Raw genomic sequence first — 25,453 nt, 5'->3', positions numbered from 1 at the left:
GATTAGAAGTTAAGTCCAAGACTTATTCGCGCATTACCTAATTTGTTTTCGGTAGTAGCGGTTGGTCCAACACCATCAGCGAAAGTGTAGGATGTAAAAGAATCATTGAACTTGGTTTGCGTGTAAGCAAAGTCTAAGAAATACCTTCCCATATTTACGCCTACACCAGCAGAAACAACTGTTCTAGATCGGTCTACATCGTCCAATAATTCATTAGTTGGATCACCTATTGAGGCAAACCCACCTCTAAATCTAAACTCCTTGTAACGAAACTCGCCACCGATTCTAATATTAGTAGTCGCTTGATAGATGCTCGCAATTGTTCTGTTGTCACTATCAGCAGAAAAATCTGAAGACGAGACGTGGGAGTTAGCATAATTTACACGCTCAATATCGGCTGTTATAAATCCACTTTTTCCAATAAAGAAAGCAGCACCTAGATTAAACCGAGCAGGAGTTCTTAAGTCGTAATCAGAAAAGAATACGTTCGTTTGGCTTTGTAAGCTATTTAAAACCGTATCCTCTAAAATGACTCGCTGACCATTATCCTCAAAGCCCGATACATCAAAATTATTGTATTCGGAGTTGTAAATAGCATCACTCTCCTCACTGAAGTTATACCAAGTAGGGGTGGTAATGGAAGCCCCAATTCTGATGAAATCAGTTGGTCTCACAATTACACCTACGTTCGCATTGAACCCTGTGCCAGAAGCATCAAAGAGTTCGTCAATACTGAAAGACTCAAGGACAGTACCAGAGAAAGACTCTCTATATACTCTACTCATTTGATAGTTGCTGGAAACAATACCAAAACCTGCACCGATGTAAATCTTGTCATCATAGTTGGCACCCCCAGCTATATTGATTTCGTCCGTGTGTCCACTTCTAGTGATTGATTCTTCTTGAAAAGGAAAACCTTCTACAGGAGAAACATAAAAGTCTGGCGCATTGGGCAATGGATTAATTAAATAATGGTCAAAGCCAACCTGTTCAATACCACCTAATTCATTCGAGAAGAAACCATCTGCTCTGTCCAGCATGGCATCTATAATTGAGCTATTGTTATTGTTGGCACCGTAAGTCAATCTTTGATTGAAGTCGTTTTTCCTGTTATAAGTAACTGCAACTGAACCACCACGCCATCCGCCTGGAATAAAATCACTTTTATTAAAGTTGATTACTACGCCAAGGTTAGAAATCTCCAGTCTTGACTTCTCGTTGTTACTCCCTTGTCCTAAAAACGACGTGTTGTACTGGTTAAAGTTCAAACTTGGGGTAAAAACAAACTGAGATCTATTGTAAAGCGCGAGCCCGGCAGGGTTCAAAGATGCGGCACTTAAATCGCCACCTAAAACGGAGCCAGCGCCAGCCATACCAGCTAGTCTTGCTGTACCGATTGTATTAGATTGACTAAACCTAAGAGCATCTTGATAATAACCGAATGAACCGGGTTGTATTTGTGCAGTTGCGTTAAAGTGAAGGCAAAGCGCTGCCATGCCTATCACCATAAGCTTTATTTTATTTTTCATTTGATGAGTTTTTGTGTTGACTACCTAGTTACCTCTACCTGATGATCTTGAACCTCCGCTTCTGCTAGAAGAGCTGCTTCTTGAAGAGCCGCTGCTACTTCTTGAAGAACTACTTCTGCTAACGCCACTAGATCTAGAAGAGCTTCTTGAAGAACTACTTCTTACACCACTTGACCTAGAGCTAGAAGAAGAACGGCTCGAGCTTCTTGAAACGCTGCTTCTAGATGAGCTGCTTCTACTGCTAGAAGATCGAACGCTGCTTGATCTGGAAGAGCTGCTTCTACTAAAGGTTGGTCTACTGGAGCTACTTCTGCTAGAAGAACTTCTGCTTACGCTTGACCTTGAAGATGAACTTCTTGATGTTCTAGAGCTTACAGCAGATCTACCACTAGTTGCATTGGCACGTACACTTGAAGAACGTCGGCTTCTCGATGAATCATCAAAGCGATAAGCATCAGTGCTTGTTCTTCTTGATCGTGTTGATCGTGTGCTTGCTACAGAACTAGTAGAATTTCTAGTAGAACTTCTGCTAGAGGAAACTCCGCTAGAAGATGAAGATCTTACTCTACCGCTACTTCTCTGTGATCTTGATGCGATAGCACTTCTAGTTACCGCCGACCTAGAGTTTCCTGAAGTGGATGATAAACGCTGAGACCTTGTCGGTGTCACGCCATTCACGGCATCGGACCTTACACTTCTCACTGAAGAAGATTGCAGTCTTCCACCCCTAGTATAAGTTCTATTGTTTTGGGCAACGATTACATCTCCACGGTGAATGTACTGGTTACTGAAAATTGGTGGGCAGTATACATATGGGTCGTTAAAACCTCCCCAACGGTTAAAGCCTCCCCATCTATTCCAACGGTTCCACCTGTTCCAGCGATTAAAGCCATTCCATCCCCATGATGCATTGAAGAAAAATGGGTCGTAAAAGAATGGATCGTTGAAGAATGGATCGTAAAAACCATTTCCGAACCCGATACCGAATCCGTTCCAGAATCCTCGGCCAAACCCAATATTAGCGGTGAAACCAAATCTTGGTCTCACGACTACTGGGGCAAAACCATTAACTATTAGTCTAGACTGGTTAAAGTCCGAGAAAACGGCACTTCCAATTCTACCAGAACTAGCATTTAAGTACCTATCCATTCTATCGGACCTACCTACATAGTATTGTTCATACCAAGCAAGCCTGAACTCGAAATCATTGCGAACAAGATCATTAAAATAATTTTCGTCCCATTCAGTTTCCCAGTCGAGGGGTAAGGTATAGTTTGCTAAGAATTCGTTTTCATAATCAGAAATGAAATCTCTGTAGTTCAATTGGTTCGGCTTTTCAACCTTCGGTCCAACTTCACCTTGAACAAAGTATTCTACTTCAGAAGGAGTATTATTTGTGTATTTATTGACAAGTTTTTCGTCAACTGCTGCTCTTGAAGAGTTTGCCAAGGTAATAGCTTGGGAAATATCTTCTGTATCCGAAACTGGTTTGGTTATGACCTTCGGAGCCTTTTGTCTGTCAGATGATGTAAAATATACATCATCATATTCCGACGTTTGTTGATATTGGTTGGGAGCGCATGCAAACAGCGTGAGCATGCTGAGTGGTGCCATTAACAATTTGAGATGAATTCGACTTTTCATGACTTTCTTTTTTACTGGCCTAATGACTTAACGTCTATTTACTTTTTTTGGTCGAGAAAATATTCGAAAATTCTATATTTGTCGAACATTTTATCAACGCAAAAACAGCAAGGATCATACCAAATCTGAGAATATGAGCAAAGGATTGCCAAAAAGGAGTGAAGATTATTCATTGTGGTACAATGAATTAGTTAAGAAAGCGGATTTAGCAGAAAACTCTGCTGTAAGAGGATGTATGGTCATAAAACCCTATGGTTACTCGATCTGGGAGAAAATGCAGGCTGAAATTGATAGAATGTTTAAGGAAACTGGGCATACAAATGCTTATTTCCCTCTTTTTATCCCAAAGTCATACTTGAGCAAAGAAGCGGATCATGTAGATGGATTCGCAAAGGAGTGTGCCGTAGTTACTCATTATCGATTAAAAAACGATGAGGAAGGTAACGGCGTTGTAGTAGACCCGGAAGCCAAATTGGAGGAAGAGCTGATCGTGCGTCCAACATCTGAGACTATTATCTGGAGTACTTACAAGAATTGGGTTCAGTCTTATCGTGACCTACCAATTATGGTTAACCAATGGGCCAATGTGGTCCGATGGGAAATGAGAACGCGCTTTTTCCTAAGAACTACTGAGTTTCTTTGGCAAGAAGGACATACTGCTCATGCTACAAAGCAAGAGGCTATAGATGAGTCAGTACAAATGATGAATGTTTATGCGTCGTTTGCAGAGGATTTTATGGCTGTGCCAGTGGTTAAAGGAATAAAATCCGAAAGCGAAAGGTTTGCTGGGGCAATCGAGACGTATTGTATCGAAGCCCTAATGCAAGATGGTAAAGCGTTACAGGCTGGTACCTCACACTTTCTAGGGCAAAATTTTGCCAAGGCTTTTGATGTAAAGTTTGCAAACAGAGAAGGAGGCCAAGATTATGTCTGGGGAACTTCATGGGGAGTAAGCACTCGACTTATGGGTGCTTTGATTATGGCCCATTCAGATGACCAAGGTCTTGTGTTGCCGCCGAAATTAGCGCCAATTCAGGTGGTTATTGTTCCTATATATAAAGGAGAAGATCAACTAAATGCGATAAGCGAAAAAGCAGATGGCATCATCAAGGCATTAAGAGCAGTAGGTGTTTCCGTGAAGTTTGATGGACGTGATACTTACAAGCCAGGCTTTAAGTTTGCCGAATGGGAGCTAAAAGGAGTGCCAGTTCGTATTGCTATCGGGCCGAAAGATATGGAGAACAACTCTGTTGAAATAGCCAGAAGAGATACTGGTGTGAAAGAAACGTTTAGTTTAGAAAACGATCTGACTGAGAAAATCCAAGGCCTGATGGAAGAAATTCAGAATGCTATTTATCAAAAAGCACAGGATTTCCGAACTGAAAACACGCGTTCTGTTGAAACTTATGAAGAGTTCAAGGAGGTGTTAGAAAATGAAGGTGGATTTATTTCAGCGCATTGGGACGGTACTGCCGAAACCGAAGAAAAGATCAAGAACGAAACCAAGGCAACCATTCGTTGTATCCCAATTGATGCTGTAGAAGAGGAAGGTAAATGTATTTATACAGGTAAGCCTTCAAAAGTTCGTGCCCTTTTTGCGAAAGCGTATTAGTGGAACACAATTAATCGTATATTGAGTCTCCTAGTATAATTAATCATGGCAGACTGGATTTACATTGTTCTACTCATATTAATCGGGTTAGTGCTCGTTGTAGTAGAGCTAATCTTTATTCCTGGAACAACCATTTTCGGAATTCTTGGTGCCTTGCTGGTAGCAGTAGGGGTTTATTTCACTTATGAGAACTATGGAAATACCACAGGGACCTATGTTTTTATTGGTTCCGCAGTAGCCGGTGGAGGTTTGTTGATCTACGGCCTAAAAGCTAAGACTTGGAAGAGGTTCGCCTTAGGTTCCCAGATCAATTCAAAGGTTAAGGAAGGTTATGTAGATGCACTTCGATTAGATATGTCAGGTTTGGCCCAATCCGACCTCAAACCAATCGGTAAAGCCGAGTTTGATGGCAAAACATACGAAGTAAGTTCACAAGGAGATTTAATAGATGCTGGCAGCACAGTGAGAATTGTGCGAATAAATGGAAATAAGATAATAGTCAAATTAGCATAAGATAGATATGGAAAATTATTTGCCAATAGTTCTAGTTGTCGGAGGGGTTTTAGTCCTTTTTACCTTCCTATATTTTGTACCAGTAGGCTTGTGGATTACCGCTCAGTTCACAAAAGTGAGTGTGAGTATCGCAGATCTAATTGGTATGAGAATTAGGAAAGTTCCTCCAGGAATTATTGTGAACTCCTTAATTACAGCTACCAAGGCTGGGCTAAGTGTAACGAGTAATGAGCTAGAGACTCATTATTTGGCAGGTGGTAATGTCCCATCAGTAATTAAAGCCTTGATATCTGCTGATAAGGCTAATATAAACCTAGAGTTCAAGCAGGCAACTGCCATTGACCTTGCTGGACGAGAAGTGTTTGAGGCTGTTCAAATCTCTGTAAACCCAAAAGTGATCACTACGCCAAAAGTCGCTGCAGTGGCTCAAGATGGTATCCAATTAATCGCAGTAGCAAGAGTTACGGTAAGGGCGAACATTCAGCAGTTAGTCGGTGGAGCAGGTGAGGACACTATTTTGGCTAGAGTAGGTGAAGGTATCGTTACCTCGATCGGATCAGCTCAATCGCATCAGGCAGTTCTTGAGAATCCAGATAAAATATCGAAACTGGTATTACAAAGAGGTTTAGATGCTGGTACGGCATTTGAAATCCTTTCCATTGATATAGCGGATATTGACGTGGGTGCAAATATTGGTGCAACGCTCCAAACAGATCAGGCTCAGGCTGATTTAAAAGTTGCTGAAGCGAAAGCGGAGGAACGTAGAGCGATGGCGGTTGCCGAAGAACAAGAAATGAAGGCCAAGTCTCAAGAAGCGAGAGCGAAAGTAATAGAAGCTGAAGCAGAGGTGCCGTTGGCATTGGCAGATGCTTTCAGGTCAGGTAATTTAGGGGTGATGGATTACTATAAAATGGAAAATATTCAGTCAGATACGGACATGAGAGAAGCGATTGCCAATCCACCTCAAAAGAGCAGTTCTTCAAAGAAAAAAGACGATCCAGGAAAGAAATAAAGGAAACTAAAATAGAAAAAGGCCATGCTGAAAGCTCAGTGTGGCCTTTTTATTTAAGGTCAATTACGTGCCAAGTGGCAGATTCGGAAGCGAGGAATTGGTCTCCGTTCTGTATGATGTTTTCATAGACTATTGGTACAACGTCCTCACCATTTATGTTGATAATACCTTTAAGCCCAGCTCTCTCTACCAAGAAGAAGCCTTCTTTTAAAGCAGTGATATTATCAAACTGCGGATCTTTGGTCAGTTTGCCTTGAACGTCGGCAATACCAAGTAACTCATTCTTCATGAGCAGGATAAAGCCATCTTTACGCTCGATTTTCGCATATTTTAAGGCTAAAATTTCCTTCCCAGACCTATCAATCATCCCGTAGCCATTTGGCCCTTTTACAACACATAGCCCGTTGGTAAATTGATCAACTTCTTCATAAATAGGCTGTATCACAAAGTTTTCGTTTTCATCTAAGAAAGCCCATTTCCCAATGACCTTAACCGAGAAAAGACCTTCAGAAAACGTACCCACGGCTTCGTAACGGTTAGCAATTTTCAACTGACCCTCGCTGTTCAGATAGCCCCATTGATCGTCTATTTTTACAGGGAAATACCCTGAATAGTATTGTCCTAAGAATTGAATCCCATCATCCAAACGATAGTCAGATTTATCACTCGGTCTATATAGAAAACGCAAGCTGTCTCGGGTCAACAAATAAAGGTCGGAGCTGACCGCCGTTATAACATCATAATTTGGTTCCAGAAGGCGCTTATTCAAGTCGTTATACAGAACAAGGCCATCAGCCTCATTTTGATAATAGCCAAGGGGTAACGGCACCAACTGATAGTAGGAATTTGTCAATAACTTGCCTTCAAGACTGAAGACCTTATACTCACTTCCTTGTTTCGATAAGACTCTATTGCCCAAAATACTCAGGCTATCACTATAGGGCGTGATTACCCAATTGCCTTTGGCATTAATCGCCCCAAAACTATTTTGATAGCCTACTACCGCCAAACCATTTTTAAAAGGAGAGATGCTGTCATAAAAGAAGGGGCTTGATTCTTTACCGGTTTTAGGATCGAGAAAGCCATATTTTCGATTTCGAGAAGCTTCAATTACACCATTTTGCATCTTCGATATTCTATCATATTCATACAGGCTCTGTTTTTTTCCTTTTCTGCTCAGTACATTCCAATATTGACTGTTTTCGTTTCGAGTCTGAACAAATACCAAGTCGTCTGTAATCACTAGACTGTCATAATTCAAAGGAACTATCTGTTTTCCCGTTGCATCAATTACCCCACTAAAACCTGTTCGAATTTCTTTAACTATAGATAGGCCATTACTCGTTCTTTTGAAATTGAAGCCAGGTTTATAATTAATAAACTCACCAGTAGAATTTAAAAGCCCCATGTTGCCGGCGCTATTTACGGCAAAAGCATCATTTCGTACGAAGTCAATTTGATCAAAAAAAAGGCTTCTTTGAAATGATCCCGAGGAGTAGTAATCCCATTTTGTGAAAGGTAGTGCACGAGTCTTCCCATTAACCGAGGTAATCGACTTGTAGATAGGCTCTACAATGGTGTTTCCTTTCTTATCAATTAGGCCGAGCCTACCATAAGAAACTACTTCTAAAAATTGGTCATTGAGACTTTTAATGGATTCAAAATCAAATGCTGTCAAAGCCTTGCCATTATTATCATAAAGTGCTGCACGACCTTTGTTGTTTTTAACTTCAAAAAGGCCTTTCTCAACGCCTTTTACAGTGCTGAACTCAATCGGTATTAGCGTTTTTCCATTAGGACTCAGGACCCCCTTTCTGTATACGCTTGCCAGTTGTTTGGTTACTATTATTGTACCATCGTATGGTTCTAGATTAGTGTAGCCATGCGGTAAAACCGTCTTTCCTTTGCTATTGATAATGCCATAAGAAAGGAGTATCGATCCGCTTGATCTTTTAGCCACTATGAAAAGTCCGTCAATAAAAGGATAGAGCTCAGCATATAGATGATCGGTCAGTTTGGTGCCATCGAGTTTGTAAAGAGCCCATTTTTCATTCTGTTGAGCCCCTGTGAACCCATCCGATAACGCAATTGACCCTTTTGACCAACCTACAGATTCAAATTGGGCATCAACTACGGTATTTCCTGTTAGTGTATTCTTAATGCCATACTTTCCATTGGCAGAGAAAGACTCATACTTTTGAGCACTTAAGCTTAAGGTTAAAAAAGGTAAGGCTACCAGAAAAAGTAACAGTCGAATAGGGTGCATTAGAGTCTAATACGGAAATAAATAGCTTTGGCTGACGAAATTAGCGTTTGCTCCCTATTATTTTAAAGAAGATGAAATTTTATTTGCGAGCAGTTTCCTGATCTAATTGAAAAATGTCGGTAATCGCTTCCACTAAGCTATCAGCTTCGCCACGCTTACAAGCCGCTTTTAGCTCAAGCACTGGCAATTTCATGATTTTTTGAGTCAGACTTTTTGATAGCTTTTCGGCAAACTCTTCCATTTCTGGAGACGCGTTTTTCAAGTGACGCTGAAGCTCATCTTTTCGAATATCCTCTAAAGCGTTTTTCAGTTTCTGTATAGTAGGAGAGACGAGCATTTCCTTAGACCACTCCTTAATTCCCTCCATAGTTTCTGCGATGATGGACTCAACTTCTGGAATAGCAGCGATTCGTTTTTCTACCGCTTTAGATGCTTTTTCCTGAATTTCATCAATGTTGTAAACCGAAACCCCTTTCAATGAATCTACTTCAGGGTCAATCGATCGTGGGATAGAAAGGTCAATCAGGTATTGGATTCCAACCTCCTTATTATTCAAATCATCAGCATTGATGAAGTCCTTTACAGGTACGCTGGATATAATGATATCGTAATTCGGCAAGCTTTTCTTTACTTCCTCGAAAGCGATATAGTCCAAGTTTAATTCTGCACCAAGTGATTGAGATTTTTCATTGGTACGATTGCATAAGTTTACCGTGAAGGTTTCCTCTGATAAATGTCTTGCTAAATCTTCACCAATCTCTCCCAATCCGATCACCAGAACTCTTGGGTCTACGAAAGACTCTGAAATAGTTCTGACTAAACTAGCTGAAGCATAAGACACGCTAGCGGCACCATCTCTAAAAGCGGTTTCCTGAAAAACACGCTTGTTTGCGAAGAAAACCGTATGTAGAAGCCTATGCATGAATGGACCGGCTGTGTTGTGGTCTGCTGCAAGTTGATAGGCTTGTTTTACTTGATTAATAATTTGAAGGTCACCGATTACTTGGGCTTCAAGGCCAAGCGCGACTCTGAATAAATATGCAGAAGCTTCGAATCCGTCGGTGATGGACTTGAACATTGATAAGTATGAATCAACTTTGCCTAGTCCTTTTTTTGCGGCTATTAAGGCTATGATATCTCTCGATCTATCTTCTACATCGCTGTAAAAGATTTCTGTCCTGTTGCAAGTAGATACGATCAAGGACTCTTCTAAGCCAAGTATATCTCTGAATTCAGTTAATAAATTGCCTATTAGACTAGCGTCCAAAGCAATAATCTCACGGATCTCCACTGGAGCGTTTTTGAATGAGATTCCTACTACTTTGAAATGATTCTGCATTGTTTTTTTGTCGTTAGACTCACGCGGTGCAAAGATAAGCTCTGCCACATCAGTATAAAAGAAATAACACCCAATTTGTTCATTAATAAAACGTGGTGCCATGACATTTGCCCAACCTAAAAAGTGACAAAAATCATGTGTTTTCTCTTTAGATAAATTTATATTAAAAAAATTGTAAAATAATTATACAATATTGAAACTGAAAAAGCTGTTAAACGAATGGTTGGGTCTATCTAAATCGGAGATCAATGGAGTAGTTGTACTCATTCCACTCATCTTGTTACTCTTGTTAGCACCTTCATTGTTTAGGCATTTTTTCAGTATCAATTACCATACTGGAGAAACAGATAAAAGGCTGCTTGATTCCCTTACAGCAAAAATAGAGCAGGGGTTCCAAGAGGAATTATTGCTAGTTTTACCACCTCTAGAGCGATTTAATCCAAATAATTTACCTCTTGAAAAATTTAATCAATTAGGTATTCCTGAATTCTTAGGGCGAAGGATTGATAATTATCGCAATAAAGGAGGGACATTTAGAGTAAAGTTCGATCTGCTGAAAATTTATGGCTTTCCAGATTCAATTTATCGTCGATTGGAAAACTATATTGATCTACCAAATTCAGTGCCCAAGAGAGTAAGGAGAGAAGAAGAAAAACCAGTTTTACCCAAGCGATCGCCAAGACTACCGAAGAAAGATAAGCTGACAGAAAAATTAATCACTTATAATCTAAATACTGTGGATTCGGTAGGGCTAAAATCACTGAAAGGAATTGGTTCAAGTTACGCACGTCGGATTCTAGGATACCGAAAATTATTGGGTGGCTTTCACTCTATCAATCAGTTAAAGGAAGTTTACGGCATGAATGATTCCTTATTTGTGGCTATTAAGTCCAGATTGACGCTCGAGGAAAACCCCAAGCTCGAAAGAATACCTATAAATTTAGCCACCTTCAAGGTCATCCTGGCACACCCCTATATCGACTTTGAGCAAACAAAACAGATCATGAACCTAAAGAGTAGCAAGGGTAAGTTTCTGAAAGAGGCAGATTTATTCAGAATTACCCTAATGGACTCTTCAACAGTCTTGAAACTAGCACCTTACATCGTGTTTTGAACAAAATCATGTAATCCAAGCAGCCTTTCATGTAGCTACACAGTATTGACTATGAAAACTAGGCAGTTCTAAAGATGTTGGGCTCCCTTAACAGGGCAAAAAAGTGTTGCTTTTCTGAAGTGTGTTTGTTCTAATTAGAGCGAATCTAAAAAGAGTAATGCTGGCATCAGATTTGCTTTAAAAACCCCATAAAGAATTATTAACGTTTGTTAAGTGTCTTTTATTTGAAAAAACTATAACTTTAACTAAACCTTATTACATTAATAGGGGTCTAACTATATAATGGGAATCTTCAATCGCCATATTTCACCTGTAAGAATAGTCTTTGGACTAGTCCTTATGTTCGTGGCTTTTAGTGTTTCCGCGCAGTCTCAGCGATTAGATGCCATGGGTGCAAACTCAAATGAGAAGGCGAAAGTCGAAGTGTTTCCAAATCCCACTTCCCATTATTTAAATATTGATCTTTCGGATTTAGAATTAGTCAAGCCGAAGATTGAAATCCGAAGCATCATTGGGAAAATCGTCAAAATTAATTTGGAAAAGAACGGAGATAAAAAGTACAAAGTGGATGTGGAGTCCTTTCCGCGAGGTTATTATCTAGTTCTAGTCAGGGATGATAAAACCAAGTTCCAACAAACCGTAAGATTTAGTAAGAAATAGAAAGGCCGATAATATCGGCCTTTATTGTTTTGTCTTTAGAACGCTGCGCTGCCCGGAGTCCTCGGGAATGGAATAACGTCTCGTATATTCGAAAGCCCAGTTACGAAGATCATTAATCTTTCAAAGCCAAGACCAAATCCACTGTGCGGTGCGGTGCCAAATCTCCTAGTATCCAAGTACCAGTCCATGTCCTCCTCAGGAATGCCCATTTCTGCCATTCTACTGGTCAAAACTTCCAGTCGCTCCTCGCGTTGAGAACCTCCAACGATTTCACCAATTCCTGGGAACAAAATGTCCATGGCCCCAACAGTGTTTCCATCTTCATTCATACGCATGTAAAATGCCTTAATGTCTTTAGGGTAATCAGTTAGGATAACAGGTTTCTTAAAATGCTTTTCTACGAGGTAGCGCTCGTGTTCCGACTGTAAGTCAGTGCCCCAACCTTCAACTGGAAATTGAAACTTGCCTTTTTTATTTGGTTTAGAATTGCTCAGTATTTGGATTGCTTCTGTATACGTGAGCCTTTCAAAAGGATTTTCTACAACAAACTTCAGTTTGTCCGTCAAAGTCATCGGACTGCGTTCAGCCTGCGGTTTTACCTTATCCTCATCTATCAAACGCTTCTCTAAAAACGCTAAGTCATCTGCACAATGATCTAGTGCATATTGACACAAGAATTGTAAAAATTCTTCCGCTAAATCCATGTTATCGGTTAGGTCATAGAAAGCCATCTCAGGCTCTATCATCCAGAATTCCGACAAGTGTCTGGTTGTGTTAGAGTTTTCAGCTCGGAATGTAGGTCCAAACGTGTAGATTTCGCCAAGTGCTAGAGCACCGAGCTCGCCTTCTAACTGACCTGAAACAGTCAAATTGGTTTCTTTACCAAAAAAATCTTGGCTGTAGTCTACTTTACCATCTTCCGTTAATGGCGGGTTGGTCGGATCCAGTGTCGTGACCCTGAACATTTCACCAGCACCCTCAGCATCGGAGCCAGTCACAAAAGGGTTATGCCAATAGTAAAAGCCTTTGTCATTAAAGAACTTGTGGACGGCATAAGACATCGCATGTCTTATCCTGAAAATCGCGCCGAAGGTGTTAGTTCTGGGTCTTAAATGTGCTATTTCTCTTAGAAACTCTAAAGAGTGCTTTTTTGGTTGTAAAGGATACTTCTCTGGATCGGCTACCCCGATCACTTCAATCCGCTCTGCGGTTATCTCTACTTTCTGACCAGATCCTTGTGAAGCAACGAGTTTACCAAAAACAGAAATACTAGCGCCAGTACTTACTCCCTTCAATAAATCTTCGCCGATCGTATTTGGGTCCGCAACTATTTGAATGCTGTGGATAGATGAACCATCATTCAATGCGATAAAGGCAACATGCTTGTTTCCTCTCTTCGTTCTTACCCAGCCTTTAACATGGATATCTACATCTAACTCAGTGGCTTCTAAAAGCTTCGATATTTTGGTGCGCTGCATTTTCATAGTAAAATCCCTAATGATTCTCGGGGAACGCAAAACAATCATTTTTTAACCTCAATCACAACTAATTGATAATCATTTACAATGGTGAATTAGGGCTGTATTATTTGTTGAGACCTCTCCAAAAAATGCCTTATGGGTACAGAACCCTACTTTTAAATTTTTTCGCACGATTTTTGTTAAAAAGTGTCATCATTATATCGCTTCTTCGTTCTTTCCTTTAAATTTGAGAAAGAAGCAACAAAGTATCTCATTTAAAAGATGCAAAAACTCAGTCTTAACCAATCTTTAAGTCAGAAGCTGTCACCACAGCAAATACAGTTTATCAAACTGTTGCAGGTGCCAACTGCCGAGCTCGATACTCGAGTAGAGGAGGAGCTTGAAATCAACCCTGCCTTGGAAGAGGGTAGAGAAGAAGAGCCTGTCCAAGAGAAAGAGGAGTTCGATGATGCAGAAGTTAGTTCTACAGAAGACCTAAATGTGGAAGACTATTTGGGCGATGATGACTATTCTGGTTATAAAATGCAGGGTGATGGTAATTATAGCGATGAAGAAGATCGTGAAATGCCGGTTGCCATGCAGGCCTCTCTAAACGATCAGTTAGAAGCGCAACTGGGCTTTTTGGGTTTAGACGAGCGTCAAGAGGTTATTGCAAAACAGTTAATAGGAAGTATTGAAACGGATGGATATATCAGGCGAGAGCTTGACTCGATCGTTAATGACTTGGCATTTGCTCAAAATGTAGAGTCCGATACTGAGGAATTGGAAGAGCTTCTAGGTCAGATTCAGAAATTTGATCCGCCTGGTATCGCCGCTCGAAGTTTGCAAGAATGTCTTCTTATTCAATTGGAGAGAAAGGCTGATGATATTGAAGATGATCCAAGTATCATAACTGCCATAAAAATCATTCAGTTTTGTTTCGATGAGTTTACCAAAAAGCATTACGATAAAATCATCAAGAAGCTTAACATCGAGCATGATGACCTTCTAAAGGATGCCGTAAATGCAATTACCAAACTAAACCCTAAGCCAGGTGCAATTTCTGGTGGTTTAGTAAAGACACAATACTTAATTCCTGACTTTATTATGACTAATAATGATGGGGAATTTGACTTAACATTAAACAGTCGTAATGCACCAGAACTTAGAGTGAGCCAGTCTTATTCTGAAATGTTCTCTGCTTACGATAAGAGCGATAAAAAGGATAAGAAGCTTAAAGAAACAGTCTCTTTTGTAAAGCAAAAGCTAGACGCGGCCAAATGGTTTATAGATGCGATTAAACAGCGACAAAATACTTTGCTGCGGACAATGGAGTCTATCTTGAAGTTTCAATATGAGTTTTTCTTGGAAGGGGATGAGACTAAGCTTCGCCCGATGATATTGAAAGATATTGCCAATGAAATTCAGATGGACATATCCACTGTCTCTCGTGTGGCCAATTCTAAATCTATCCAGACTGATTTTGGGATATTTCCTTTGAAATACTTTTTTAGCGAAGGTATATCTACAGTGAGCGGAGAAGACGTGAGTAGCCGAGAAGTGAAAAACGTTTTAGCCGAAATGATCAGCAAAGAGGATAAGAAGAAACCACTTTCTGATGATAAACTAGAGAAATCGCTGAAGGCTAGAGGCTATAATATTGCCCGAAGAACTGTTGCCAAATATCGTGAGCAGCTAAATATACCTGTGGCACGTTTGAGAAAAGAATTGTGATTTGAGTTTTCTTGCCAAGTTCATAACCTATTTGTTCCAGCCACTGTTGATGCCCTCTTTGGTATTCTACACCATCTTATTTCATTTAGGTAATAGTACAAACTTGGCAGATAGTAGTAAGCGGACGGTTATTTCACTCATTTTCGTTACTACTTGCTTGGTTCCTGTGCTCACAGTTGTCATGTTTCGCTTAACGAAAGTGATCAAGGATTTACACATGACGAATCGAAAGGATAGATATCTGCCTTTTGTCTTTATTTCCCTTTTCTACATTGTGGTGTCTTTCATGATCCGCGGGCAAGCATGGATGACTCCCGCCATGAATGTAGCTTTCTTAGCCATTACCGCAGTTGTTGTAGTGACAAATGGTATCACCTTTAAATGGAAAATAAGTGCCCATGCGGCTGGAGTTGCTGGATGGTTAGGTTTTATTATCGCCTTTAAATCGACTTTTCAGGCAACTAATACATTATTTTGGCCTTTGCTAGCTGCAGTTACTCTCACTGGTCTAGTATCTTGGGCAAGACTTTACCTACATGCGCACAAACCATCTGAAATAGTTGGTGGTTGTCTACTTGGTTTTATAATTAGTTACGGATCAATCATTTTATTCCTTTAGCTTATGTATGACTTCATAAAATATGATTTAGCGGATGGCGTAGCCACCATAACATTGAATAGACCAGAGGTCTACAATGCACTGAATAACGAAATCACTTTTGAGCTTCAAAAGGCATTAAAGGAAGTAAAAAAAGACCCTGAGGTAAGAGTAGTGGTTTTAACGGGAGAGGGTAAAGCTTTCTGCTCCGGTCAAGATTTAAAGGCATCTTCTAAAGAACCTAATCGATCTTTTTCAGACTCTATACACAAGCGTTATAATCCGATTATTAAGGCAATTAGAAATTTACCTAAACCAGTGATTTGTAGATTAAATGGAGTTGCTGCTGGAGCGGGTTGCTCGTTTGCACTGGCTTGTGATATCGTAGTAGCTTCCGAGAGTGCCAAATTGATAGAAGTTTTCGTGAACATTGGTTTGGTTTTAGACTCAGGCTCATCCTATTTCTTACCACGATTAGTGGGGTCTGCAAAGGCATTCGAGTTGTCAACTATGGGAACTAGGGTTTCTGGGAAACAAGCCGAGAAAATGGGATTGGTCAATAAGTGTGCGGCCGATGACGAATTGGATGCTGCAGTAAAGTCCTACACCGATTATTATTCAAAAGCACCGACTAAGGCGATCGGCTTAATGAAGAAAATGCTTAATAAGTCGCAGAATGCTACGCTAGACGAAATGCTAGAATATGAAGCATATAATCAAGATATAGCTGGAGCTACTCACGATCACAAAGAAGGGGTTACTGCCTTTTTGGAGAAAAGATTACCAGAATTTAAAGGAAACTAGACAGGTCTTTAGAAACCTGTTAGAGAGATACCAAACGTAAATGTTCTAGTATTTTCACCATCAGTTGGGGCTATATCCCACTTGTCTGACAGTTCATAGAAACCGAAGACGCTGAATCCACCAAAACCGACGCGACCTTGGACACCATATCTAAACCTGTTCAAGCCTAAATTTTGTCTAGTCTTTACAAGGTTGTCATCGCCCGCTGTGTCCTCATATCTAAACTTGGTAAAAGAAGAATAAAGCACACCTACTTTAGCCCCGAGCGCAGCTCTGAAACCTGTGTTATAGCGGTTGCCACTCGCGTACCAACGAAATTCGAGGGGTAAATCAACATAGTTCATAGCAACTTTCGACTTGCCAAAACTGAAGCCATCATCAACAATGTTATTAATGTTAGCTGTAGCGATTGATCTTTCGCCAGCGTTATTGATTGAAGTGGTTAAAGTGAAGTTGTTCTGTAAAGAATATTTCTCTAAGCCCAAGCCGATTCCAGGCGTGAAGGTAAAGCCCTTGTTTCCGATGGGAAAGTCGTAGTAATACGTCAGGTTCACACTCTTTGATTGAATACTATTCAAACTAACATTCTCTGGAGCACTGCTCCAGTTATTAATGCCAATATCCACAATCAATGCGCCTGGTAAATCAGGTCTTTGCGCCTGAACAGACAAAGTCATTAAAAGTAAACCAGTTAGTGCAAATAAGAACTTCTTCATGTAGCTGAATTTAAGCGGTAGCAAAGATAGTATTTTCAAAAGTATATCGACCCGACTTTTGCAAAGAAAAAGAATTAATTACCTTTGCAGACCATTTTAACGGACTTTAACTTCCGTTTATTTTGGCCTCGTAGCATAACTGAATAGTGCACTTGATTACGGCTCAAGAGGTTACAGGTTTGAATCCTGTCGAGGTCACTAAAAATAGACTAAGCTCATCGTTTTTCGATGGGCTTTTTTTGTATTATCAGCCCCAAAACTCCACTTTGATCTAGGTAACAAGATCTTGCCGAGAGAGGATTGAATTGTTATGTAGGCGACAATTCAGGCAGTTCACCGAACATAAAGGAAATTAATTTTGAGAATCACAGGTTAAGCCTCTAAATTCCCATTACATGTCCATCGGAAATACAGCGATCCTCTTCTTTTCAAGAACTCAGCACGATGAGTTTAAAGCCAAAACCTTTGGCCTAAGAAAGGCGCGCTTTGCCGATCTGTATAAGTTCCTGGTAAAGAAATCTCTAAATACAGCAAAATCTACTGGTCTTCCCGTGATCGAAATATATTCTGATCAACAGGAGGGTAGTGATTTTGGTGAAAGGTTGACGGCTGCCCTGAAAACTGTTTCTGATCGAGGTTATTCGAAAGTTATAGTCATTGGAAATGACGCACCTGAATTAACTGTGAACGATATTTTGACAGCTGATAAGCAGTTATCAGCAGGTAAACAGGCTTTGGGTAAAGATCGGCGCGGAGGTGCTTATTTAATTGGGCTAGATATTACAAAGGATTACAATTCGGTCATCAAGGATGTTGATTGGGGTAGTCATAAAATTTATGAGCAGTTAAGTAGTAAACTAGGCGAGGTTTATGAATTAGACCGTAAAATCGACTTAAACTACAAGCAAGATATACGCTTACTGATATGTCACCAACATCAATTAACTAGGGGAGTACTAAAGTTTTTCAAAAGCTTTATCAAACCATTTTTCTCTCTGGATTTCTCGCCTGAGTTTCAGAGCGGTGATTATAATTTTGCCTATAGCGATCGCGGACCCCCAGTGTTGGTATAACCTTCACGAATTCAAATCACCAAAACAGCGTTTTGGTATCACTTAAAAACAAGCAAAAAATGCCTAAAACATATTATAATCCCGAGGACTTGAAAAAGTTCGGGAACATTACCGAATTACAGGAAGAAATGGGTACCAAATTTTTCGATTGGTACGGTTCCGTGTTTAAACCTGGAGCACTTACTGCTCGCGAAAAAGCTTTAATAGCATTGGCAGTTTCTCATGCCGTGCAGTGCCCTTATTGTATCGATGCTTACACAGACTCTTGTATGAAAAAAGGAGCAGATGAAGAGCAAATGATGGAGGCGGTGCATGTTGCAGCGGCCATAAAGGGCGGTGCCGTGCTAGTACATGGCGTTCAAATGATGAACGAGATGGAAAATAAATTAATGTGATATGGCGCTGGCTACTAAAAGCTTAAAAAAGACGAATCACTGGCTCTCTACACCTGAAAAGCAAATTGAAGTATTGAGTGACTTCAAATCAGTCGGTATTAAATCTTTCGGTCAAAAGTTGAATGAAACGGATCTACTGCCACTCAAACCAACTGGAGTTCAAGTGTTTCAGATTAATGTGGGTAAAATGTGCAATCAAGTCTGTCAGCACTGCCATGTAGATGCTGGGCCTGATCGTAAAGAGATTATGACAAGGGAGACCATGCAGCAGTGTCTGGATGCGTTAAAGGACCCCAACATTACCGCTGTTGATCTAACAGGTGGCGCACCTGAAATGAACCCTGATTTTAGATGGTTTGTAGAGGAGCTTTCAGAATTGGGTAAGGATATTATCGTAAGATGTAACCTGACCATCATATTGGCAAATCCAAAGTACCACGATCTGCCCGCTTTTTTCAAAAAGCATAAGATTAACGTGGTGTCATCTCTTCCTTCATTTACCGCCAGACGTACTGATGCCCAAAGAGGCGATGGTGTGTTTGAGAAATCAATTAAAGCATTGCAAATGCTCAATGCTGAAGGTTATGGTCAGGAGGGTACGGGCTTGAAATTAGACCTTGTCTATAACCCATCGGGCGCCTATCTACCAGACGATCAATCGGTACTTGAAATGGAGTATAAACGAAAGCTAAAAGACACTTATGACATAGTCTTCAATGATCTATTTGCCATAACTAACCTTCCTGTCAGCCGATTCTTGGACTATTTGGTGCGAACCGATAACTACCAGGATTATATGAATGAACTCGCTAATGCCTACAATCCAATGGCAGCTGCTGGTGTCATGTGCCGCAGTATGGTGTCGGTAGGTTGGGACGGTTACTTGTATGACTGTGACTTCAATCAAATGCTAGAGCTTAAACTCAAAAATGGGGTGCCAGATCACGTCCGAGATTTTGACTATGAAAAAGTAAAGAATAGAGAAATTATCATTAACCAACATTGTTTTGGTTGTACTGCTGGTGCTGGTTCCAGTTGTGGCGGTACTACAACTAATTAAATTTTATGGAAACGTATTTAGAAACAACAAAAGATATATATAAAGCTGCCGCAGAGACGCCAGACGTTGGATTGTGTTGTACAACCACACCAGTTTGGTCATTTCCCGAATTAGAAATTCCACAGATCATGTTAGATATGAATTATGGATGTGGAAGTACGGTACACCCAAGAGATTTAGTCAACTCGCCTAAGATTCTTTATGTAGGAGTTGGTGGAGGAATGGAACTACTACAGTTTGCCTATTTCAGTCGTCAAAAAAATGGAGTCATTGGGGTAGATGTTGTCGATGAGATGATGGACGCTTGCCGAAATAATATGGGAGAAGCAGCTGATAAGAACGCCTGGTTCGACCCGTCTTTTATCGATGTCAGAAAAGGGGATGCCTTAAACCTACCGATCGATGACGAATCGATCGATGTGGCTGCCCAAAACTGTCTTTTCAATATCTTCCATGAAGATGATTTAAAGAAAGCGATTGCCGAAATGTATCGTGTATTAAAGCCTAGAGGCAGATTAGTGCTTTCTGACCCGATTGCTGAACAAGAAATGCCTGACTCACTCAAATATGATGAAAGGCTACGTGGTCTTTGCTTAAGTGGTGCCTTACCACTAGATAGCTATATAAAAATGCTCACCGATGCAGGTTTCGGTACGATAGAGATTAGAGCCAAAAGACCATATAGAATTTTGGACACAAAAAATTATGATACGCCTACACCAATTCTGATTGAAAGTGTAGAAGTAGCAGCCATAAAAGACCCGATGCCTGAAGATGGTCCGTGTATTTTTACGGGAAGAACAGCCATTTATACTGGAGATCAAGAATATTTTGATGACCACAAAGGGCATGTTTTACTTCCGAACCAACCACTATCAGTTTGTGATAAAACTGCAGGAAACCTTACAGCTTTGGACAACGACGATATTTGGGTATCAGAAAGCACCTATTTTTATGATGGCGGTGGTTGCTGCTAGTCTTTATTGATATTTATACTCGAGATGCCGGCTTTCAGTCGGCATCTTTTGGTTAAGGACATTTGGTTTTTTAGTTGGTACGGTGCATTTTACCGACGTTCATTGCTTAAACTTAGACTATGAAGCAGTTACGTACGCCCGAACCCGATGATAATAGCAAACCTGAAACTGATGAGGGTAAATTAAGGAGGTGGGTATCAAACCTTCAATTAGAAAGTTGGCAATTAGAATTACTGATCACTGGTTTTTCGATTTTCTTGCTGGCCACAAGTATCAATGAGTACGAGAGCTTTCAATATTCTTTCGGCTTTAACAAGCTTGTAGCCACATCCTCATCGAACGTTATTTTTGTTGACTCTGGGCGGTTCATTATCAACACAATTCCAATTGCCCTCAAGTTCTTTTTAGTCAGTTTATTGATACACCTACTTTTAAGAGGTTTCTGGATTGGAATTGTTGGCCTAAGTTCTGTATCAAATACTATTAATATCGAAGGCCTGAATTTAAAAGGTCCTTTTAAAAAACGAATTCCAGAAAAAGTAAGATCTCTAGATGATTTAATCTTCTATTTGGATCAGGTATCAAGTGTGATTTTCGCTTATACTTATTTGTTGGCCTTTTCGATTATATCGGTGGTTCTGGTAGCCTCATTCCTTTTCTCAATGTTAGGTTTAGGCACCTATTTACAGGTCGCAATTGGGTCTAATGGAGGAGTAACCGCCTTAATTCTCTTATTAAACTTCCTGCTCGTAGCACTTCTGTTTATCGCGGCTATAATTTTCTTTTTGGACACTATTCTTTTTAGTGCATTCAAAAAATCTAAATGGTTTTCGGTGTTGTACTATCCGATCTATCGATTTTATAGTGTGATTTCCTTGTCTTTTATTTATCGAAGTATTTATTATCACCTCATCACTAACTACACCAAAAAGCAAATTATCTCGGTGTCCTTAGTGTTAGGGGTAACGTTATTCTTTGTTTTCAAAATCAATAATTGGAACTCATACGCTTATTATCCAGAGGTAATTAATGCCAATGAGTATACGATTAAGAAATCAAATTATGATGATGAAAGGACAGGCGGATTTGTTGGCTCGGCAAGTATCCCATCCAGGTATATTGAAAGAGACTTTTTGCCCTTATTCATTCGTTATTCGCCCTCAAGTAATGAGATATTAGATTTTCTGTGCCCCGAATTTAGGGGTTTGGAAAGGCGAGCCTCGTTCACGGAATCTTTCAATGCAGGAGTGCAATCGACAAGAGATACCACCCTTACAATAGAAGATATTTTAGGTACCGATGAAAACTATGAGTCGCTTGTAAAATCATCGCTAGACTGTATGAGTACACTCTATGAGGTTTATTTGGACGGTGAACTGATAGAGAATGTTGAGTTCTTTTACACCAGGCATCCAAACGAAGGGGAGCATGGTATAGAAACGGTGCTTGATATAGCTGGCTTAGCACGAGGGAAACATGTGATTTCTGTGAGTAGGTACCAATTCCGAGGCAATCCATTGATGAACGAAAGAATTACTCAAGAGCGGCTGAATATGAAAACATTCGTCAAATTTCCTTTCTGGAAAGAGTAGGGAGCTCACAAATCAGTAACTAAGGGCACCAAACCAGCCCCAGCTTGTAAATTCTTCTCCCTCTTGCACCAGCCTTTCTTAAAAAGGTCAAACGGAGACGTTTTAAAGAAAATCATATTTTTACTTGACTCTGACGTAACGTTAGCCTGTTTCTTTGAAGCCAATGGAAAATGATAATCAATTGTATTCGATTAAAGCGTTAGCGGAACTGGCTAATGTAAGTATCCGAACCTTACATCATTACGATAACATCGGATTGCTTAGTCCAGCGAATAGATCGGATAAGGGGTATCGATTTTATCAGAAAGAGGAGCTCTACAGACTTCAACAGATCATGTTTTACAAAACACTCGGCTATGAGCTCAGTGAGATCAAGCGAATTCTGGATAGTGAAAGTTTTGATCTAATTGATTCTCTGAATCGCCAGAGAAAAGCATTGCTCAAAAAATCGTCAAACCTCCAAAAGTTGATCATCACCATTGACAAAACTATCAATGAACTAAAAAACAAAGAAGGTATGATTACGGATGAAGAAATGTACGAGGGTTTCTCAAAAGCGGATGCTACGGCATATGAAGCCGAAGTTAAGGCCAGATGGGGCGATGAAGTAGAGGAGGCGAAGCAAAATATCCAAGCCATGAGTAAACAGGGGTGGAAGGATACGAAACAAGAGGCCGAAGAGATCAATCTCTGGCTAGCCAATTTAATCCATAAGCCAGCGAATGATAGGGAAGTACAGCAAGTGATTCAACTGCATTTTCAACATATTCAGAAGTTCTACGAGGTGTCAGAGGAGCGATATCGAGGACTAGCGAATATGTATTTAGAAGACGAAAGGTTTAAAAAACATTATGATGAAGTTAAACCCGGGCTAGCTGAATTTTTGAGCCGAGGCATGCATCAATTTTGTGATAACGGGATGAAAGTTTAGGAACAACTACCGCCATTTTATCCTATTGAAGGTCTTGGCTTTTTTAAAGTGATCTGGAATATGGGAAAGAATGGCGGCTCTAAAGTGTTCAATAAGCGCCTCTTTGTTAAAACTTTGGTGCACGACTAAACTAATTTCGCGAGTAGGCTCAGGTTGTTTAAATCGGATAACTCTTTTGTCGGTCTGATCATCCGCTCTCACCGCCAACTCAGGCACAAGTGTATACCCAGTATGATTTCTCACAAGGTTTTTTAGCGTTTCAATCGAGCCACTTTCATAGCTTAGGTTATTGTTTTGAGCATTCCTTCTCTGACTACAAATATTCAATACTTGGTTTCGCAGGCAGTGGCCTTGATTTAATAGCCAAAGCCCTTTTACGGGTAAGCCAGTGGCGTCAATTTCTTTTTCTTGATATAATGGGTGATGCTCTGCGGCGTATACTAGAAAAGGTTCATTGTAAAGTGGAACCTCTCTTAAGCTATTTTCATCTAGCGGTGTCGCTAAAATCCCGATGTCAAGCAGATCATTTTTGATATCCTGAATGATTTGTTCAGACTCAATCTCTCGGATAATGAGTTTGATTTTGGGGTTTGCATCCGTAAAGCTCTTTAAAAACAAGGGCATTAGATATGGCGCCACAGTAGGAATGACCCCTATTCTGAAAGTGCCACTCAAATCGTCCTTTTCTGTGTTTACAAACTCCTTCAGTCTATTAACCTCCCTTAATATTTGTCGGGCGCTTTCAATTACCGTTTCTCCTGTTTTTGTCGGTGCTATCGGGTGCTTGGATCGATCGAATATTTGCGTACCCATTTCTGTTTCAAGCTTTTTGATCTGTAGCGTGAGCGTAGGTTGTGTAACGAAACAACTCTCGGCTGCATTGACAAAATGCCGATGGGTATCTAGGGCTACGATGTACTCTAATTGTTGCAATGTCATATAGATAATAACAATATTATTGAAGGGACATTAATTTAGTAAATAGGGTTTTCATATCAAGAATATCAACGCAAAAAATATAGATATGGAAATTTTAAATAAAACAGCTGTGGTAGAAAAACTCAACCAATTGTTGATTAACTACCAAGTACACTATCAAAATCTCAGGCTTTTCCATTGGAATGTAAAGGGACCATTTTTCTTTATACTACATGAAAAGTTTGAGGAATTGTATAATGAAGCCGCTTTGAAAATTGATGAAGTGGCGGAGCGCATTTTAGCACTAGATGGGACACCAAAAGGGTCTTTAAAGAACATCTTGGCCAATGCAAATGTAGAATCGTATGCAGAGTTATTAGAGGCTAATAAAATGGTTTCGGCCATCGTGGATGCCAATAAAGTTTTAATCGAGAATGTAGATGAGTTGCTCAAAGAGGCTAATCAAATTGGTGACGAAGGAACGCTAGATATTTTTACTAGCTATATTCAGGAGTTACAAAAACAGAATTGGATGTTGAAATCATTTTTAAACTAGGCCTATGAATTTTCAAACAAGAAAATGGGTAAAACCAGAGGATTTAAACCCTAACGGAACGCTTTTTGGCGGTAGACTGCTAGAGTGGATAGATGAGGAAGCTGCCTTATATACCATTGTGCAGCTAGAGAATAGGCATATTGTTACCAAGTTTATGTCAGAGATCAATTTTATAAATGCCCCTGTTCAAGGCGATATTATCGAATTAGGTATCGAGGCAATTGGGTTTGGTAACTCTTCCATTACACTCCGGTGTGAGGTTAGAAATAAACTCACGCATCAGGAAATATTGAGCATAGAAAAGATTGTAATGGTAAACTTAGGGGCAGATGGCAAGCCAGCGCCTCACGGTAAAACGAAAGTAGAATATGTAAAAGATAGACTGCGCTAAAAGGCACAGTCTACGTTTAGCTAATTATGAAAACTTGTTCTTATAATCTTCAATACTCTGTTGGAAGATTTCTTGAGCAAGTTTTCTGTTTTGAAACCTTTCTACTACCACCTCTTTATCCTCTAGCTTTTTGTAATCCTCGAAGAAGTTTTTCAATTCATTAAGGGTATGTTCAGGTAACTCCTCAATGTTTTCAATATGACTGACAGATTTATCATGTTCAGCCACTGCAATAATTTTGTCATCCGCTTCGCCTTGATCAAGCATACGCATCACGCCTATAATCTTGGCTTCCACAATACACATGGAAACGATCGGTATTTGAGAAATGACAAGAATATCTAAAGGATCATCATCATCGCAATAAGTCTGCGGGATAAACCCGTAATTATGAGGGTAATACATGGAGCTATAAATCACCCGATCCATCTTTAGAAGTCCACTTTCCTTATCTAATTCATACTTTGCCCTATTATTTTTTGGAATCTCTATAATCGCATTTACTGTAATTGGGAGGTTGTCCCCGGGCGATACGTCATGCCATGGATTCATAAGTAGT

24 protein-coding genes and 1 tRNA gene are annotated in these 25,453 nt (G+C 40.1%); 17 read left to right on the top strand and 8 right to left on the bottom strand.

The features are described from left to right. Positions 1–2: 2 nt before the first annotated feature. Together BFP71_RS18880 and BFP71_RS19405 are read right to left on the bottom strand one after the other, a co-directional pair. A complete protein-coding gene (locus BFP71_RS18880; protein ID WP_069836953.1) occupies positions 3–1,529 on the bottom strand; it encodes an OmpP1/FadL family transporter in 1,527 nt (508 codons plus the stop codon). A gap of 24 nt (positions 1,530–1,553) precedes the next feature. Then, on the bottom strand, positions 1,554–3,173 hold the full coding sequence (locus BFP71_RS19405; protein WP_176723392.1) for a hypothetical protein: 1,620 nt from the start codon (positions 3,171–3,173) through the stop codon (positions 1,554–1,556). A gap of 133 nt (positions 3,174–3,306) precedes the next feature. On the opposite strand from BFP71_RS19405, the gene proS reads away from it, so the two are divergent. The 3 genes from proS to floA are packed head-to-tail and all read left to right on the top strand — an operon-like array spanning position 3,307 to position 6,310. Further along, positions 3,307–4,785: a proline--tRNA ligase gene (gene proS, locus BFP71_RS18870; protein ID WP_069836952.1), complete on the top strand. Its 1,479-nt coding sequence runs from the start codon at positions 3,307–3,309 to the stop codon at positions 4,783–4,785. A 45-nt stretch (positions 4,786–4,830) separates the two neighbouring features. After that, a complete protein-coding gene (locus tag BFP71_RS18865; RefSeq protein ID WP_069836951.1) occupies positions 4,831–5,298 on the top strand; it encodes an NfeD family protein in 468 nt (155 codons plus the stop codon). Positions 5,299–5,305: 7 nt separating this feature from the next. Continuing rightward, the gene (gene floA, locus BFP71_RS18860; RefSeq protein ID WP_069836950.1) at positions 5,306–6,310 is read left to right on the top strand and encodes a flotillin-like protein FloA; all 1,005 of its coding nucleotides are present in this window, start codon (positions 5,306–5,308) and stop codon (positions 6,308–6,310) included. A 49-nt stretch (positions 6,311–6,359) separates the two neighbouring features. On the opposite strand, the gene BFP71_RS18855 is transcribed toward floA, so the two are convergent. Together BFP71_RS18855 and hemA are read right to left on the bottom strand one after the other, a co-directional pair. After that, a complete protein-coding gene (locus BFP71_RS18855; RefSeq protein WP_069836949.1) occupies positions 6,360–8,576 on the bottom strand; it encodes a WG repeat-containing protein in 2,217 nt (738 codons plus the stop codon). A gap of 79 nt (positions 8,577–8,655) precedes the next feature. Then, positions 8,656–10,017: a glutamyl-tRNA reductase gene (gene hemA, locus BFP71_RS18850; protein ID WP_245701869.1), complete on the bottom strand. Its 1,362-nt coding sequence runs from the start codon at positions 10,015–10,017 to the stop codon at positions 8,656–8,658. Between the two features lie 91 nt (positions 10,018–10,108). On the opposite strand from hemA, the gene BFP71_RS18845 reads away from it, so the two are divergent. Together BFP71_RS18845 and BFP71_RS18840 are read left to right on the top strand one after the other, a co-directional pair. Next, positions 10,109–11,029 carry a ComEA family DNA-binding protein gene (locus tag BFP71_RS18845; RefSeq protein WP_069836948.1) on the top strand — a complete coding sequence of 307 codons (921 nt, stop codon included), beginning with the start codon at positions 10,109–10,111 and terminating at the stop codon, positions 11,027–11,029. A 282-nt stretch (positions 11,030–11,311) separates the two neighbouring features. After that, entirely contained in the window at positions 11,312–11,689 is a 378-nt protein-coding gene (locus BFP71_RS18840; RefSeq protein WP_088125121.1) for a T9SS type A sorting domain-containing protein, read from the top strand. 35 nt (positions 11,690–11,724) lie between these two features. Here BFP71_RS18840 and asnS read toward each other — a convergent pair whose 3' ends face one another. After that, a complete protein-coding gene (gene asnS, locus BFP71_RS18835; protein ID WP_222843501.1) occupies positions 11,725–13,173 on the bottom strand; it encodes an asparagine--tRNA ligase in 1,449 nt (482 codons plus the stop codon). A gap of 258 nt (positions 13,174–13,431) precedes the next feature. Between asnS and rpoN the strand changes: the two genes are divergently transcribed. Genes rpoN through BFP71_RS18820 form a run of 3 tightly spaced genes read left to right on the top strand, consistent with a single transcriptional unit; the run spans position 13,432 to position 16,285 of the window. Then, positions 13,432–14,883 (top strand): RNA polymerase factor sigma-54, encoded by a 1,452-nt coding sequence (gene rpoN / locus BFP71_RS18830; RefSeq protein WP_069836946.1) that lies wholly within the window; start codon positions 13,432–13,434, stop codon positions 14,881–14,883. 49 nt (positions 14,884–14,932) lie between these two features. Further along, positions 14,933–15,502, top strand: a complete 570-nt coding sequence (locus BFP71_RS18825; RefSeq protein ID WP_069836945.1) for a phosphatase PAP2 family protein — start codon at positions 14,933–14,935, stop codon at positions 15,500–15,502. Positions 15,503–15,505: 3 nt separating this feature from the next. Beyond that, positions 15,506–16,285, top strand: a complete 780-nt coding sequence (locus BFP71_RS18820) for an enoyl-CoA hydratase-related protein (RefSeq protein ID WP_069836944.1) — start codon at positions 15,506–15,508, stop codon at positions 16,283–16,285. Between the two features lie 8 nt (positions 16,286–16,293). On the opposite strand, the gene BFP71_RS18815 is transcribed toward BFP71_RS18820, so the two are convergent. After that, positions 16,294–17,001: an outer membrane beta-barrel protein gene (locus BFP71_RS18815; protein ID WP_069836943.1), complete on the bottom strand. Its 708-nt coding sequence runs from the start codon at positions 16,999–17,001 to the stop codon at positions 16,294–16,296. Positions 17,002–17,125: 124 nt separating this feature from the next. Between BFP71_RS18815 and BFP71_RS18810 the strand changes: the two genes are divergently transcribed. From BFP71_RS18810 to BFP71_RS18780, 7 genes are all read left to right on the top strand, one after another. After that, a tRNA-Arg gene (locus BFP71_RS18810) sits at positions 17,126–17,199 on the top strand. A 197-nt stretch (positions 17,200–17,396) separates the two neighbouring features. Beyond that, positions 17,397–18,074, top strand: a complete 678-nt coding sequence (locus BFP71_RS18805) for a TIGR04282 family arsenosugar biosynthesis glycosyltransferase (RefSeq protein ID WP_069836942.1) — start codon at positions 17,397–17,399, stop codon at positions 18,072–18,074. Between the two features lie 59 nt (positions 18,075–18,133). Then, positions 18,134–18,469, top strand: coding sequence for an arsenosugar biosynthesis-associated peroxidase-like protein (locus BFP71_RS18800; protein WP_069836941.1), 336 nt, complete (start codon positions 18,134–18,136; stop codon positions 18,467–18,469). Position 18,470: 1 nt separating this feature from the next. After that, entirely contained in the window at positions 18,471–19,529 is a 1,059-nt protein-coding gene (arsS, locus tag BFP71_RS18795) for an arsenosugar biosynthesis radical SAM (seleno)protein ArsS (protein ID WP_069836940.1), read from the top strand. Between the two features lie 5 nt (positions 19,530–19,534). Further along, the gene (gene arsM, locus BFP71_RS18790; protein ID WP_069836939.1) at positions 19,535–20,506 is read left to right on the top strand and encodes an arsenosugar biosynthesis arsenite methyltransferase ArsM; all 972 of its coding nucleotides are present in this window, start codon (positions 19,535–19,537) and stop codon (positions 20,504–20,506) included. A gap of 119 nt (positions 20,507–20,625) precedes the next feature. Continuing rightward, positions 20,626–22,098, top strand: coding sequence for a hypothetical protein (locus BFP71_RS18785; RefSeq protein ID WP_069836938.1), 1,473 nt, complete (start codon positions 20,626–20,628; stop codon positions 22,096–22,098). Positions 22,099–22,279: 181 nt separating this feature from the next. Then, positions 22,280–23,029 (top strand): MerR family transcriptional regulator, encoded by a 750-nt coding sequence (locus tag BFP71_RS18780; RefSeq protein ID WP_176723391.1) that lies wholly within the window; start codon positions 22,280–22,282, stop codon positions 23,027–23,029. 6 nt (positions 23,030–23,035) lie between these two features. On the opposite strand, the gene BFP71_RS18775 is transcribed toward BFP71_RS18780, so the two are convergent. Next, entirely contained in the window at positions 23,036–23,968 is a 933-nt protein-coding gene (locus BFP71_RS18775) for a LysR substrate-binding domain-containing protein (RefSeq protein ID WP_069836936.1), read from the bottom strand. 85 nt (positions 23,969–24,053) lie between these two features. On the opposite strand from BFP71_RS18775, the gene BFP71_RS18770 reads away from it, so the two are divergent. After that, positions 24,054–24,503, top strand: coding sequence for a Dps family protein (locus BFP71_RS18770; protein WP_069836935.1), 450 nt, complete (start codon positions 24,054–24,056; stop codon positions 24,501–24,503). 4 nt (positions 24,504–24,507) lie between these two features. After that, positions 24,508–24,894, top strand: a complete 387-nt coding sequence (locus BFP71_RS18765; protein ID WP_069836934.1) for an acyl-CoA thioesterase — start codon at positions 24,508–24,510, stop codon at positions 24,892–24,894. Positions 24,895–24,918: 24 nt separating this feature from the next. Here the strand turns inward: BFP71_RS18765 and BFP71_RS18760 are convergent, their stop codons facing one another. Next, complete coding sequence (locus tag BFP71_RS18760) at positions 24,919–25,446, bottom strand: inorganic diphosphatase (RefSeq protein WP_069837167.1); 528 nt, start codon at positions 25,444–25,446, stop codon at positions 24,919–24,921. Positions 25,447–25,453: the final 7 nt, after the last annotated feature.

Origin of the sequence: Roseivirga misakiensis (genome assembly GCF_001747105.1) — a bacterium.
Lineage (GTDB): Bacteria > Bacteroidota > Bacteroidia > Cytophagales > Cyclobacteriaceae > Roseivirga > Roseivirga misakiensis.
The sequence above is the reverse complement of the archived record's forward strand: the minus strand, read 5'-3'. Positions and strand labels throughout refer to the sequence as shown.